The sequence below is a fragment of the Leptospira brenneri genome (assembly GCF_002812125.1).
Classification (GTDB): Bacteria; Spirochaetota; Leptospiria; order Leptospirales; family Leptospiraceae; genus Leptospira_A; species Leptospira_A brenneri.
Genome location: NZ_NPDQ01000002.1, coordinates 591,472 through 606,451, shown reverse-complemented (window position 1 = coordinate 606,451; position 14,980 = coordinate 591,472). Strand labels below are relative to the sequence as shown.

The following is a 14,980-nucleotide window of genomic DNA, read 5'->3' as shown; positions in this document are numbered from 1 at the left end:
CAAAATTTTAAACGAAAAATACAAAAGTAATTAGAATAAACACAGGAATCAAGATTCCCATAGAATATGCTAAGTATCCACCAAAGGATGGCATTTTTACTTTGTTTTCTTCAGCAACTGATTTCACCATAAAGTTAGGAGCGTTACCGATATAGGTATTCGCACCCATAAACACCGCACCCACAGAAATGGCTTTTAGAATTTCTTCTGCTTGGACATTTCCAATGAACTGACCAAGTGTGAGAGGAGCTGCTGCCCCTGCTGGAGTGAGGAGTCCAGAAGCTAACGAACCAAAGGTGAGGTAAGTTGGTGCATTGTCTAGAACCGAAGAGAAAGCCCCTGTTGCCCAGAAAAATTGCCAGTTTTGAGTGATTCCGAGTTCTTTACCATGCGCTTCGAGAAGTACGAGCGCGGGAATCATCGTGATGAAAATTCCGATAAAGAGGTAAGCCACTTCCTGGATTGGATGCAGAGTGAAGTTGTTAAACTTACGGTTCTCTTCTTTAGAAGTGAACTTAGAAAGACCAATGAGAACGAGGAGTACTGCTTCACGGATAAATCCAAGGGAAGGAGTATTATTGATTTCTGGGATGTAGTTACTGTTTAAGAAAGCAACAGCCAAAATCACACCAAGTAACCAAATAAAGTTCACCTGACCACCAATAGAGAATGGTACTGCAAGTTTATCGTCTTTTTTGATATCTTTTTTTGTTTCTTTTTTGTAAGCGAATGTGTCCCAAACAAAATAAACAGTTAGTAAAATTACAGTCGCAAACAACATCTCAGGTAATAGTTTGAATGTCCAAGTGAAAGGAACTCCTTTCAAATATCCAAGGAAAAGTGGAGGATCTCCAAGTGGAGTGAGTGACCCACCAATGTTGGAAACAAGAAAGATAAAGAACACAACAGTATGTACCACATGTTTTCTTTCGCTATTTGTTTTTAACAAAGGACGAATGAGTAACATCGATGCCCCTGTAGTTCCAATAAAGGAAGCAAGACCCGCACCGATTAACAAAAACAAGGTGTTGTTCAGTGGTGTTGCATGGATGTCTCCTTTGATCACAATTCCACCGGAAATATAAAACAAAGATCCAAGCAAAATGATAAAAGGAATATAATCAAAAAACACTGTGTGAACAATATTATGGCTGTAACCATAAACGAGAAGAACCACAAAGGAAATGGCTCCAAGTCCCACAGCAAGGATCAATTTGTTATTATTGTCTTCCCACCAATGAGAAGTTTTGTGAGAAGCAACCGGTAAGATTGCAATGGAAAGTAAAATGGCAACAAAAGGCAAAACCGACCAATACGGTAATTCCTGATGTACTGATTCGCCATGAGACGAATGTCCTGTTTCTTCCTGAGTGGTTGTCTGCGCCTGAACCGGAGTTGGGTCTTCCGCAAATAAACCGGCCGTTGTCACAGACAAACAAACCAGGAATACTATCGTTGTGAGAAGCTTCTTCAACATGCTCACCATCCTATTTTTTTTAGGACAGCTTATCTAAAATAGAAACCTCTTGGAACTAAAAAAACCGAGACTCCCCAATTTTTAAAGGAACGAATTGTCCTTCGGAGATTCCCGATCGTTTTAGCTCCTCTTTGGTGCGGGGCACAGGAGAATCCAAGGGTTCATCCGAGAGAACAAAGGTCATATAATGCATAGGAACCAAATACTTGGCCTTCAAGTCGACAAAAGCTTGGACGGTTTCCTTGGGATCCACATGGACGGGCTGCATCATCCAGCGTGGTTCGGTCGCACCCACTGGTAAAATGGCTACATCAATCGATCCAAACCTTTCCCCAATTTCCCGAAAGTGGGAGTAGTATCCTGTATCTCCCCCAAAGTAAACCTTCTCCTTTTTCCCTGAAATGAGATAACTCCCCCAGAGGGTCTCATTCCGATCGAGGATTCCCCGGCCACTAAAATGTTGGGTGGGAGTGAAAGTGATGGATAAATCATTCGCTTTTGTTTCATCCCACCAATCCATTTCTTTCACATTTTTCAGACCCTCACCTAACAGTAGCTTTTTGTTACCAAGCCCAGTGAGCACAAGGGGCTGGAATTTTTCTTCCAATTGTTTTAATGTAGGCAAATCCGTATGATCATAGTGGTTATGCGAGAGAATCACAATATCGATCTTGGGAAGGTCTTCGATTTTGATTCCCGGCGGGGTGTAACGCTTGGGACCAATAAAACTTACTGGGGAACATCTTTCACTCCAGATGGGATCGGACAGAATGTTCACTCCATCAATTTGGATGAGAGTCGTTGCATGGCCGACCCAGGTCACAGAAAGTTTAGAACTATTGTTTTTTAGATCGATTCCATTATTTTCGAGAACGGGAAAAGGTGGGTAATCTTTGGGATCCAAACTATTAGGCAGTCGGAACCTTTCGAATTGCCAAACCAACACGTTCCAAAGCCCTTTGGTTTCAAAGTTAGGGTTTGGATTTTTAAATCCGTTTGCTGTATGGTGGGACTTACGAACATTTGTCTCCGCAAAACAGTACAAGGAAAAAAGAAAGATAAAGGAACTTAAATATAGGGACTTCACGAGAGTTAGACAGAAACAAAGTTTCCCTGTTAGGAATTTTCGATTGCGTTTTTAGGGATTTGGAAGGATCATTCTTTTACCATGTTTAGGTATGATGAGACAAAAGATCTAATGATAGCCTATGCAAAATGGCGTGATACAGTAGATCGTACGGAAGGGAGTGAAACAGTTTTTGGAGCCAATGCGGAAGTTTCTGAAATAGCTAGAGATCTTAGAGAAGATGCAGAATTCGAACTTCGAATTTTAATCCAAGACTTAAAAAAACAAAATCCTGCTGCCATCAAAGAATGGGTCGAACTCACCAAACAATACCTAAACCAAGTAGAATCCTCCACTCCCGAAGAACAAATTCATAAACGAAAACAAATTGCCCGCGATTGGAAATATTCTCGTTCCCCTTTTGGAATCTCGGTACGGTATCCTCATCCTTCTCAGTATTGGGGGAGTGGGATTGGCGTTCTCGGCCCTGATTTAGACTGGTAAGATTTTTATCGCTTATAGATCCTTATCCCCATGGATTCTATTTTCTTTACACTCTCCAAATTTGGTACCGTCCTACTTTACCCTTTGCCTGTTTTTTTTCTTTTAGCGATCTTACTTCTATTCAAAACAAAATCAGGACATGGAAAATTTCGACTCTTCCAAATCATTTTGTTTTTATATCTGGCCTCGAATGCCTTTGTTGCCAACTTCCTTGTTCAATCTTTGGAAAAAGACTTTCCTCCCATATCCATTAAGGACCTTCCGAAAGCCGAGGTAGCGATTGTATTGGGTGGAATGATCCAAACCATTTCCGCTCACCCCGGTAGACCTGAGCTCAGTGATTCAGCAGACAGGCTAACAGATGCTGTGCGAATCTACAAAGCAGGGAAAGTGAAAAAAATCTTATTTACCGGTGGATCAGGGCTTCTCTTTGCAGATGTTTATAAAGAAGCAGACCTTGCAAAAGAATTGTTTTTGGATCTAGGAGTTCCCGAAAAAGATTTAATTTGGGAAAACAAGTCCCGGAACACCTATGAGAACGCAGTGGAAACAAAGAAACTCTTAGCTGAAAATAAATTAAACTCGAGCATTCTCATCACCTCTGCCTTCCATATGAAACGAGCCGCAGGATGTTTTGAAAAACAAGAAATCTCTTTTGTTCCCTATCCGACAGACTACCGCGCCACCAATCTACAATCAGGGGCTTTTGAACTCTACATTCCTTCTGCAGGATTTTTAGAGCAAACCACAATGGCGATCAAAGAATGGGTGGGATATTTCGTATATCGTGCCAAATCCTATTTATAACGCTTCCAAATCTGCCTTATTTTTATGACCTTTTTGTTTGACCGAAACCTGCAATCAGAGAGGCTAGAGGAAAGGCGGGAATCCGTCTAAAGAATGAATTATGAATCGTAAGTTTTTAACTCTTTTATTTCTCATTGGACTCTCCCTTGGAGGGATCGCTTTTTTCTCCTCCCAGGAAACATCCTATCTCCTTTTGGATGCCTCTGAACTTGCCGCAAACCCTACAAAATATTCAGACCAAAACCTTCGGGTTCGAGGATTTGTGAAAGTGGGAAGTCTTGTTCGCGAAGGAAAAAAAGCCAAATTTGATTTGGAGCTAAATGACCAAATCATTCCTGTTTATTTTACAGGAGCCACTCTTTTGCCAGATGCCTTCAAGGAAGGGACAAGGGCTCGAGTGGACGGAAAGTTAGAACGAGGGGTTCTTGTTGCCTCTCACGTGGAAGCAAAATGTGCTTCCAAATATGAAGCGGGATACGCTGAGGAAAAATGAATAATTTAGGAACCGTCCTTCTCTCTGCCTCTCTCGCCATTTTAATTTTTTCCGTATTACAAACCATCTACGGAATTTATAAACAAGAAAGAAAAGCGATCGAACTCGGTCGTTTGGCTCTAATGACAAATCCTTTTGTCATTGTCCTTACTTTTACCGTTTTACTCACACAACTTGTTAGATCTGACTATAGCAACTATTATGTGGTGATGCATTCAAGCGAACACCTACCTCTGTTTTACAAAATGACATCCATCTGGTCAGGGTCTTCTGGAAGTTTATTATTTTGGAATTTAATTCTTAACGTATTTACCTTTATTGTATTATGGCAAACCCGTAAGTCCATTGCAGATCGAATTCCGATGATGAATCTCATCCTTGCAGTTCTTTCTGGATTTTTTTCTTTCCTTGCTGTTTTTTATGGAGATGCACAACCATTTCGTGAATTTGTTCCCGAAGCAGCCGCAGGCCGGGGCCTAAACCCTCTTCTCCAACATTGGGCGATGATCATACATCCACCTATCCTTTACATTGGTTATGTGAGTATATCGATTCCTTTTGCCATTGCCATGTCTGCTCTTGTGTCAGGCCAACTTTCTGAAGATTGGATGAAGTTCATTCGTAAATGGACTTTGTTTTCATGGTTCTTTCTCGGAACAGGAATTTTACTCGGATCAAAATGGGCCTATGAAGAGTTAGGTTGGGGTGGGTATTGGGCATGGGATCCAGTAGAAAATGCTTCCCTCATGCCATGGCTTCTTACCAGTGCCTTTGTGCATTCTGTTGTCATCCAAGAACGAAGAGGAATGTTAAAGTTCTGGAATATGTTACTTGTGATCCTTGCCTTTCACTTTAGTTTGCTTGGAACTTGGATCACTCGTTCCGGAGTTTTAGAAGGTCCCCATAGTTTTTCCAAATCAACCATTGGAACTCCTTTTATCATTTATATCATTGGTAGTTTTCTTTTCTTTACTGGTTTTGTAATTTATAGAAGAAAACATCTCACACCAGAAAGAAATTTAGAAGCCATCACTTCCAAAGAAGGAAGTTTCCTTTTAAACAACTTTTTACTTGTTCTTTCTACAGCTGCTATCTTGTTAGGTGTCTTTTCTCCACTTCTTTATGGAAAGGAATTCAAAGCGCCTTGGTTTAATTCTTGGGGAGTTCCTGCTGGAATTTTTCTTTTGTTATTGATGGGTGCGGCTCCCCTTCTTGCTTGGAGAAAAGGTGCCGGAGCTGTATTTTTTTCCACACTCCTAAAACCCTTTATCGCTGGAATCATCGGTGGTGGACTATACATCCTTTTTTATTCGCAAAACTTTACTAAACCAGATAGTAAGTATGGGGATATCCTCGCAGAAGTGTATTCGGTTCTAACAGTTGCTATCGGTGTGTTCACCATTTCTGGGATCATCCAAGAGTATTACAGAGGAATCAGAGCACGTAGAGAAGAATTTCAAAACGAAAATCTTTTTGTGGCCGGATACCGGATGTTACTCAAAAACAAACGCCGGTATGGTGGGTATTTAGTACATTTTTCACTCGTTCTCATCTTTATTGGATATGCGGGGAATGCATTTAAAATCAATACATCTGTTCGTTTCTTTTATGAACTCCAACCACCGACATCAGAAGAAATTGTATACCAATCTATAGACAAAGCCATGATTGGTGGGTATCAAATTGAAGCGTCCACTCTGAAACTCAAACCGGTTTTAATCTCTGGACTTGGTGGGGAACCAAACATTCAAAACGTAATTGTTTCTCAAGAGGGAACCTACTCTATCTTTCGAGGGACAGATAAACTTGCTGAACTAGCTACAGAACGTAGATTCTATCCACAGATCTCCCACCTAACAGGAGATTTTGAAACACATATTCCAACAAGTGAACCTGCGATCCTTTCTATGGCCAAAGAAGATTTTTATATCCAACTTGGTGCCATCGAAACCTCAGACCTTAAATCAGAAAATCCAGACCTTCCGTTGATGTTTATGCAGTATTATTTCACTCCTGGAAGTGAAATGGATAAATTAAAATTCTTTCTTAACTTCCCAAGACAAATTGTGGCGAACTTAGAGGTTTGGGTGAATCCACTTGTAAAACTCATTTGGATTGGATCTTTACTCTATTTTTTAACAGGGATATTTTTACTTTTACCTATTGGCGAAAAGAAAAAGAAGGCGGTTGGTTAAAGTGTCCAGATTACAATTTATGAACCGACGTTTTCCCAAACTCTTTTTAATTGGATTATGTTTTTTGTTTCCAACCCTTTTATTGGCTCAAAAAACAACTACCAATCTGAAAGAGGAAGGCCAAATCCAAACCTTCCTTAAAGTAACAGAACAAATTCGTTGTATTTGTTTGCCAAGTCTTCCCATCCAGTCTTGTTCTTTCAATATGTGTGCTGCCTCCAGTTACCTAAAAACCTTTATTGAAAACCGAATCAAAGACGGAATGAAGGAAGAGGAAATCATTTCTAAAATGGAAAATGGTTTTGGGAATTCTGTTTTACAAGATCCCATTGTCGTGATGTTTCAAGAAAACGGAAACCAAGGGATGGTGGATTCGATCGTTTATGGATTTGGCCCCAAAATTTTAGCACAACCCGATGGAACTTGGATCAATTTCACCTTATTTGCGTTAGGCGTTTTCGGGTTATTTGGAATTTATAAATACGGAACCAAAAAAAGCCGCGGAGCCGTCGTTACAGACCAAAAAACAAAGTCCGATGATCTAAAAGCCACTACCGATCAAATCAAAGATAAAATCCGTAAACTCGAAGAAGAATCCTAAATTCTTTAATTTTGAGAAATAGAATTAGTTAGAGAGAACGCCATTTCTCTCTAACTAAAATGAGTTCCTCTACCAAACGGTCAATGTCGTTTAACTTTATTTTGGCGTTCAAACTAATTCGTAACCTGGGAGTCGGAACTGTTGGTGGTCGAATCGCTCTAACATCCAATCCTTTTTCTTGTAATCCGGTAGCATAAAACAAGGCTTCTTTCTCAGTTTCAAGAAGGAGAGGAATGATATGGGAAGTGGACTCAGTGATGGAAAACCCATTTCTCACTAAAGAACTTTTTAGCGATTCGGCAATTTTTAATAAATCTTCCCTTTCTTTGTCCATCGAACTAAGGAGTTTGAGAGAATAGGAAGCAAGTTTCGAAATCATGGGAAGTGGTGCCGTAGAAAAAATAAACGACCGCATCACATTCACTAAATGGTCTCGGCCTATTTTTTTTGTGACGATAATTCCACCTTCCAGTCCTAAAGATTTTCCCAAAGTATACACTCGGTAATCAATGGATTGGATTTCAGATAAAGTGAGATCACGAAAGACTAACCCCTTCCCTTCTTCACCATAAATCCCAAAGGCATGGGCTTCATCTAAAACAAGAACAAAACCAAATTCTTTTTTTAAAGATAATAAGGTTTTTAAATCAGGAGAATCACCATCCATACTAAATAATGTTTCAGTGACTACGATTCGCTTTTTTTTATGAAGTGGATCTTCCGCGTCCACTTTCTCTAACAAAGAACGTAAATGGACTAAATCCAAATGGTGATAGTATTTTTTCTGTGCTCCGGAGATACGAATCCCATCTAAGATAGAAGCATGATTCAGTCGATCAGTAAACAGATAACAGTCGGGAGCAGCAATCGAATCCAAAAGTCCAAAGTTAGCAGTAAAACCAGTGGATACCAGAAGAGCAGCCTCACCTTCGACAAACTTGGCAAACTCCGATTCAAATTGATCCATGGACCCAGTATTTCCTCGGACCAACCTGGAAGCGGTGGACCCAAAAGGGTAAATATCCTTTTTTGATTGGAAGAACTCCAACATACTGGGATTAGTTGCAAGTCCCATATAATCATTCGAACAAAAATCAATTCCCTGATAGGTCTTTGTTTCTCGAAACAATTGTTTCTCGCGAATGGAATCGAGTTTTTTTTGGATTTCTTCCCAATGGTTAGCCATTGACTACCAGTTTTCTTTTTCTAGATTATTTTCCGATTTAATTTTTTACCCTTTTTGTTAGAATGATCAGATAAATGAGTCTTCTTTCACCTGAAGTGATCCAGCGAATCCGTTCTGCAAAGAATATCTTGTTCCTTACGGGTGCAGGTATCTCTAGCGAAAGTGGAATTCCAACCTTTCGTGGTGAAGGTGGGTATTGGAAAACTTACAAAGCCGAAGAACTTGCCACACCAGAAGCTTTTGCCAGCCACCCAGAAGTAGTTTGGGATTGGTATGACTGGAGACGAAAAATTTGTTTTGAAGCCAAACCCAACGACGGACACCTAACAATTGCAAACTGGCAATCAATACCACAGACAGTAAAGGTAATTACCCAAAATGTAGATGGACTCCATCCTCGGGCAGGGAGCCAAAACCTTCTAGAAATTCATGGCAATATTTTCCGTGCAAGATGTACGACCTGTCGTGAAAAATTTCTTTTAGGAGAAGATGGAATTAGCGAACCAGGACTAAAATATTGTCCTAATTGCGAATCACTTTTACGACCAGACATTGTTTGGTTTGGAGAAAGTTACGATAGCAAACTCCTCACAAAAGCCTGGGAACAAAGCAAAGAAGCGCATGTTGTTTTTGTTGTGGGAACCAGTGCCAACGTATCGGTTCCAGCCAACCTTGCCCTGACTGCCATTCGCAATGGAGCCCTCGGAATCGAAATCAATCCAGAAACAACCGCACTCACATCCTCCATACAACTTCATTTTGCCGGGAAATCAGGAGAAATTCTTCCTGAAATTTTTAAGGAAGTTTTTGGAGACGTAAATTTAAAATAATATTTAGTTTGATATCAGAAGGTATCAAAATTGAATATCTTTCAAATCGTTATTCATTCCCAAAGAGCGATTGGGAAAAGACGAATCCAGAGAATCTTATGTTAACCATCATTCTACTTGTACTTTCCAATATTTTTATGACCTTTGCTTGGTATGGGCATTTGAAATTTGTAAAGTCAAACAATGTGTTTTATATCATTTTGTTTTCTTGGGGAATTGCATTCTTTGAATATGTATTGATGGTTCCTGCAAATCGAATTGGATATACAGTTTATAAATTTGAAGGTTTCCAATTAAAAATCATCCAAGAAGTGATCACCATATTCGTGTTCATTCTCTTTGCCACGGTTTTTTTGGGTGAAAAAATCAAATGGAACTATATTGTTAGTTTTGGACTCATCCTTCTTGCTGGATATTTTGCGTTTGGATTTGGAACCAAATCAAACGGACACTAAGAAAGACACAAGTTCTTCGGCAATTTTTTCTTTAGGTAACGGGCCAATTTCTTTTACAAGCCCACTCACACTAAAAATACGAACAGTTGAATCTACTTCACCAAAACCTTTCCCCGTTCCTACATAGTTGCCAACAATATAATGTAATCCTTTTCGAATCAGTTTGTCTTTAGCGAACGTTTCCAATTCTCTTGTTTCTGCAGCAAATCCAACCCGAAATGAGTTTTGTATTTTGTGTTCGGTAACATACTCAGTCACTTGCTGTAGTACATCTGGATTTTCTTCTAACTCGAGAAGAAGCCCTTTCGTTCCTTCCGAAGTTTTTTCTTTTTTGATTTTATGTTCGGCTGTCATGATGGGTCGAAAGTCAGCAGGGGCTGCTGCCATCACAAGTAAACTATCGTTTGAAATTTCCGATAAAACCGCATCCCTTAATTGGATGGTTGTTTCTACTTCAATATTACGTTTGGCACCATCAACCTGGGAATAACGTTCCAAGGTGTTTCCATGGATGTAGATGACCTCAACGGGATACTTCAAAAAGGATGTGGCAATTTCATAACCCATCTTTCCCGAAGAAGCATTGGATATATAACGTACTGGATCAATCCATTCCCTAGTGGGGCCAGAAGTGACAATCACTCGTTTGAATTTAAGATTCATGAATTGGTAGTATGAAGTTTGATGATTTGTTCGGTGATGGATTCGACAGTCGCAAGTTTACCGTATCCCTCATCCCCACAAACCACAATTCCTTTGTCAGGAGAAACAATCGTAACCCCATCTGATTCCAGAGTTTTTAAATTTCTTTGGACAGCTGGGTGTAAATACATTCCAGGATTCATTGACGGAGCAACTAACACAGGAGAGGTGCAGGCAAGATAAGTGGAAGTCACCAAATCATCAGCAATTCCATTTGCCATTTTCCCAATGATATTGGCTGAAGCAGGAACCACAGCAAATACAGAAGCAATGTTTTTGATTTCGATATGAGCCATTCCCGTATCAAACTCATCTACTCTGACTGGTTTTCCTGTTAACGCTTCAAAAGTAATTTTCCCAACAAATTTAGTGGCGTTGGAAGTCATAATCACACGAACGGGATACCCTTGTTTGGTAAGTCCTCTTACCAAATCACAAGCTTTGTAAGAAGCGATGGATCCTGAAACAGCAACCACAATCTCTTTCATTTATCTGTCCTCGTAAGAGAGTTCTCTTTCCATTTCGGAATCATTATCTTCTTCCAATTTAGGTGTAAATAGAATGGAGATAATTTTATTGCCTTCCATTTTTTTTACCTTAAGACTTCCCTTTTTGATTTGAACGATGCTACCTTCTTTAGGCATATCTTCGTTCTTTTCCATAAAATAACCAGCGATGGTCCGAACTTCTTCCATATCCGAAGGCTCTTCCCCTTCTAAAATATCAGACAAACTAGAAAGCTCTGTTTCTCCATCTAATGTTATGGCTTTGGTTTTTTTATTTTTGGAAGTTACATCCACTTCATCGGTGTCTGTTTCATCCCGTATTTCACCAAAAAATTCTTCAATGATATCTTCCAACGTAAGCAAACCAGAAACCCCACCGTATTCATCAATGACAATTGCCATATGTTGTTTTTTCTCACGGAGTTTTGTCATCACACGTTCAATGGACATAGATTCAGGAACCTTCACAAAATCCTTTTCCATAATGACCGTGATTTTTTCTTTTTTGCCTTTGGCTGAAAGATGAGCCGCTTGCCATTTTAAATACTTTTGTACGTGAACAATCCCAACTATACGATCTAAGGTTTGATTGTATACCGGGTATCTTGAAAAACTATGTTCGGCAATCAGAGGAAGTAGTTTGTCTATTGTTGACTCTTGAGAAATTCCAATGATAGAAAGACGATGTGTCATTACATCTTTAGCAGTATGTTCCGAAAAATCAAAAGTCTTTTGGATGAGTTGCATCTCTGCATTATCAATCCGACCTTGTTTCCTTTGTTCTTCAATGATGATCATAAGTTCTTCAGCTGAATGAACATATTTATCACCAGTTCGTTGCAAACGGAAAAGAGTTAAGATACCACCTGCAAGACGGTTCATAATGAATGTTACAGGAAAGAATAAATAATAAAAAAACCACATAGGAGCCGAAACTCCGAGAGCAATCGATTCTGTGTTTTGAATGGCGAGAGTTTTCGGAACAAGCTCTCCTAAAATTACATGCAGTAAAGTGATGAATGTAAAAGAAACTCCAATCGAAATGCTATGAATGGTGACTAGATCCAATTCGATATGAAACATATGAAGGGAACCAGAGACAACACTTGCAAACAAAGCTTCTCCGATCCAACCGAGAAGTAGACTTGCTACTGTAATTCCCACTTGGCAAACCGATAACATATCATCGATTTTGGAAACGGCCTTTTTTGTAATCAGAGCCATTGATCTGTTTTCTTTGACAAGCTCCTCAAGACGAGAAGGCCGGATGGAGACCATGGCAAATTCGGCTGCGACGAAGAAACCATTGACAAAGACGAGGAGGAAGATGAGAAAGAGACCGATTATTTCCATAGAAACTCGGGCACCACTAAAGTATTATGATCAGGGTCCATTGGGTATGAGGAATAGAATTAAGTATTTTGGAGTGTTCTCCCAGTGTCGCCTATAATTTTGGCTCTTTTTTGCCGGAAATACAAACGAACTGGAGATTTCACCCCAAGAGTTCTAAATAGATTATGTCTCTATTACCAGGGGCTAGCTTGGATCCAAATCCCGTCCTCTCGGTACCGAGATGGATCGGCAAGTCCAGAAACCGATCCCGAATCCAAAACAGGTAGGCTCGGAAGGTATCCAATCTTTTTGGTTCCCGACCGAAACCAGAAATGCAACCAGTTGTAATGCCAAGAATAATCCGACCAAGACTTTCCAAGAACACGTTCCGTATACACCACCATCCGAGGAACAGTGCGGTAGTCGATCCGACGAAATAACTTTAAAAAAGGGATCTCTTCTAAAGTTCCAGACTCAGATTTACAAGACCAAGATAAATTGGTAATCGGTGCCCCCGAACTACTGTTTGCTGGGAAATCCCAGAGATGTAATCTTTCTTTTTCTTTTAGAATTCGAGAACCTTCAAAGTAAGCGGTATCCACCAAATTCATACCTTTCCCTTCCAAAGCACGCATATTTGTCGGACACTTCCAAGAAAACACTCCTAAAGATTTATGTGGGTCGGATCCGGGAAGGAGAGAAAAGAAAAACACAAAATGAGTCTCTTTGATTTCTTTTTTGAGAGACCTCATCAAACCAGTACCAGCTTCATTCAAATAAATTTGTACGGTATCTGCTTCTTTACTAGAGCTGATCAGATCTCTTACCGATTCAATGATCTCTGTGGTATCTGGCCTTTGTGAATGAATCACTTTCCAACTGAGTTGATTTCTTTTGGATTCTTTTGGATTAAAAGTAAACAGATAAAATTCTTCTTTGTATGGCAAAAGAAGCACGGTAGGAAGTTTTGCCGATTCCAAGGTACGAACAGACTCTTCTTCATTTTTCCTTTGTGTTTGGCTCTCTGTTTCCCTACTGTCAGCATAGGTAGAATCAAAAAACTTAGATTCTCTTGCTGTGGAAAACCCAGATAAATATTTGAACTGTTGGTCAACAAATTGAATTTGGAATAGGGAATGGGGGCTTCCCTTCCTTCCCCGCATCCACTTGACTGCATTGTATTTGTAGATGGAATCAAGAAGTCCCCAAACATCGTTGTCATCACGTAAATGACTCAGCGCATATTCAAAAAATAAATCTGTTGAGAATGCAAGTGGCCTATAATTTCGGATATAATATAAATCTTCATACATATTGTTTTGAAGATAATCGGCTACCCCATCACGAATGTTTCCATTCACAGGACCTTTTTTACCGGAAGCAGTATGTGCGAATACAAATCCAAAGTTACGAAGAAACTCCGCCGCATAAAAAGCATTTTCTTCATCAAGAATCCCTCTACTCTTTGTTAGTTCAATCGTGGACTTACGGAATTCCTTTCTATAAATTTGGTTGTAACCTTGCAATATGGTGGCCGCATATTCCAACCTCCTCCACTTTTTTTCCTGAGCCATATAAATGATTTCATCTGTCATCCGAGAAGATAACTCAGGATTTTGGTCCATAAGCATTTGCGAAATTCTTAGTTTGGGCCAAATGTCAGCTTCACTTAATTTCTCAGGGTCTTTGATTTTCTGTAGAGCCTTGAGTGCGGCATCTGCTCCACTCACCTTATACAATGAAACAGAAATCAAATCCTTCACTCCCGTGATGGACATGGGTTCATTTAAAAAAGGATGATGGATATCACTAGACCAGTTATTTAAATCTAGTTTCAAATAGTATTCCAAAGATTTTCTGTAATCTTTTTGAAAATAAGCAAGGGCACCTAACTTAACATAAATCCGGTTTAGGATGGATGTTTTTTTTCCTTTTGCTGATTTAAGAAAATTTTGATAAGATTCTTCTGCTCCTGAATGATCACCTCCAATCATCTGAAAAAATGCCATCCTTTCGATGGAATTTTCACCGATAGAACCATCTGTGATTTTTTCCAGATCCATAATCATTTTCTGAAAATAAATTCCTTCTCTGACAAAACCAAGAAATGTAAGTTTTGCGGGAAGATCTTCATCGATTCGATCTAGAAGCGGAATCCATTCCAAATTGGGATCTTCAAAAAAAGGAGAACTGACACGCATGATGTTTACAAAATGTTTATGCATATCCTTCTCTTTTCCAGAAGGGAGGTCGATGTAGTATTGCAAACGAAATACCCGACATAAAGAATAATAGGGTTTGTTTTTTTGGCAATCCATCCGAATCATGGATTTCTTTTCATCTTCTCCTGATTGAAAAAGATTAGTTCGCATGTTTTTCGCTAGGTTGCGAAAGTATGTATTGGGTTCTTTTTGGATATAGTTGTCAAAGATTTTGATTGCCTGAACTTCCTCACCTTGCGACTGTTTCCAAAGAGATGTTAATAAAAAATCGGCGAATGCATATTCTCCTTTTTTAGTTCGCAGATCATAAAGAATATTTGCGATTCCCACTTTGTCTTTTTTGCGGAGATAGTATTCCCCTAACATGAGATAGTAGTCAATCTCTTGGATTTGGGACATTCCTTCTGGTGTTTTGAAGCGAAATTCATCGCGCGCATTCAAGATTTCTTTTCCTTGGATGAGAAGTTTAGAGGAAGATCCTGATACCACCCAACCATGGTTTCTTTGGGATTGGCTCATTAACTTTTCCGTAAAGAGGAAGGAAATACAGCAGAGAAAAATAGAAAGTGACAGGCGATTCATCATCGTATCCATTATTCTTTAA

14 protein-coding genes are annotated in these 14,980 nt (G+C 39.5%); 7 read left to right on the top strand and 7 right to left on the bottom strand.

Annotation, left to right across the window (positions count from 1 at the left end):
- Positions 1-7 precede the first annotated feature (7 nt).
- Positions 8-1,477 (bottom strand): sodium:proton antiporter, encoded by a 1,470-nt coding sequence (locus CH361_RS06230; RefSeq protein WP_100789940.1) that lies wholly within the window; start codon positions 1,475-1,477, stop codon positions 8-10.
- A gap of 55 nt (positions 1,478-1,532) precedes the next feature.
- Positions 1,533-2,564, bottom strand: a complete 1,032-nt coding sequence (locus CH361_RS06225; RefSeq protein ID WP_100789939.1) for an MBL fold metallo-hydrolase — start codon at positions 2,562-2,564, stop codon at positions 1,533-1,535.
- A gap of 81 nt (positions 2,565-2,645) precedes the next feature.
- Here CH361_RS06225 and CH361_RS06220 point away from each other — a divergent pair, with 81 nt between their 5' ends.
- From CH361_RS06220 to CH361_RS06200, 5 genes are all read left to right on the top strand, one after another.
- Positions 2,646-3,047 (top strand): hypothetical protein, encoded by a 402-nt coding sequence (locus tag CH361_RS06220; protein ID WP_100789938.1) that lies wholly within the window; start codon positions 2,646-2,648, stop codon positions 3,045-3,047.
- A 30-nt stretch (positions 3,048-3,077) separates the two neighbouring features.
- The gene (locus tag CH361_RS06215; protein ID WP_100789937.1) at positions 3,078-3,854 is read left to right on the top strand and encodes a YdcF family protein; all 777 of its coding nucleotides are present in this window, start codon (positions 3,078-3,080) and stop codon (positions 3,852-3,854) included.
- 100 nt (positions 3,855-3,954) lie between these two features.
- Positions 3,955-4,347, top strand: a complete 393-nt coding sequence (locus CH361_RS06210) for a cytochrome c maturation protein CcmE domain-containing protein (RefSeq protein ID WP_100789936.1) — start codon at positions 3,955-3,957, stop codon at positions 4,345-4,347.
- On the top strand, positions 4,344-6,542 hold the full coding sequence (locus tag CH361_RS06205; protein WP_100789935.1) for a heme lyase CcmF/NrfE family subunit: 2,199 nt from the start codon (positions 4,344-4,346) through the stop codon (positions 6,540-6,542). Before CH361_RS06210 ends, CH361_RS06205 begins: the two co-directional genes overlap by 4 nt.
- A 19-nt stretch (positions 6,543-6,561) precedes the next feature.
- A complete protein-coding gene (locus CH361_RS06200; protein WP_100790051.1) occupies positions 6,562-7,143 on the top strand; it encodes a cytochrome c-type biogenesis protein CcmH in 582 nt (193 codons plus the stop codon).
- Between the two features lie 28 nt (positions 7,144-7,171).
- Here the strand turns inward: CH361_RS06200 and CH361_RS06195 are convergent, their stop codons facing one another.
- Complete coding sequence (locus CH361_RS06195) at positions 7,172-8,329, bottom strand: aminotransferase class I/II-fold pyridoxal phosphate-dependent enzyme (protein WP_100789934.1); 1,158 nt, start codon at positions 8,327-8,329, stop codon at positions 7,172-7,174.
- A gap of 74 nt (positions 8,330-8,403) precedes the next feature.
- On the opposite strand from CH361_RS06195, the gene CH361_RS06190 reads away from it, so the two are divergent.
- Together CH361_RS06190 and CH361_RS06185 are read left to right on the top strand one after the other, a co-directional pair.
- Entirely contained in the window at positions 8,404-9,159 is a 756-nt protein-coding gene (locus tag CH361_RS06190; RefSeq protein ID WP_100789933.1) for an NAD-dependent deacylase, read from the top strand.
- Positions 9,160-9,257: 98 nt separating this feature from the next.
- The gene (locus CH361_RS06185) at positions 9,258-9,614 is read left to right on the top strand and encodes a DMT family protein (protein WP_100790050.1); all 357 of its coding nucleotides are present in this window, start codon (positions 9,258-9,260) and stop codon (positions 9,612-9,614) included.
- Here CH361_RS06185 and CH361_RS06180 read toward each other — a convergent pair.
- The 4 genes from CH361_RS06180 to CH361_RS06165 all read right to left on the bottom strand — a co-directional run bounded on the left by CH361_RS06180 (position 9,600) and on the right by CH361_RS06165 (position 14,958).
- A complete protein-coding gene (locus CH361_RS06180; RefSeq protein WP_100789932.1) occupies positions 9,600-10,277 on the bottom strand; it encodes a phosphopantothenoylcysteine decarboxylase domain-containing protein in 678 nt (225 codons plus the stop codon). The genes CH361_RS06185 and CH361_RS06180 overlap by 15 nt on opposite strands.
- Complete coding sequence (locus CH361_RS06175) at positions 10,274-10,804, bottom strand: phosphopantothenoylcysteine decarboxylase (RefSeq protein WP_100789931.1); 531 nt, start codon at positions 10,802-10,804, stop codon at positions 10,274-10,276. The genes CH361_RS06180 and CH361_RS06175 overlap by 4 nt, the downstream gene beginning before the upstream one ends.
- A complete protein-coding gene (locus tag CH361_RS06170) occupies positions 10,805-12,175 on the bottom strand; it encodes a hemolysin family protein (protein WP_100789930.1) in 1,371 nt (456 codons plus the stop codon).
- Positions 12,176-12,348: 173 nt separating this feature from the next.
- Complete coding sequence (locus CH361_RS06165; protein ID WP_100790049.1) at positions 12,349-14,958, bottom strand: hypothetical protein; 2,610 nt, start codon at positions 14,956-14,958, stop codon at positions 12,349-12,351.
- Positions 14,959-14,980: the final 22 nt, after the last annotated feature.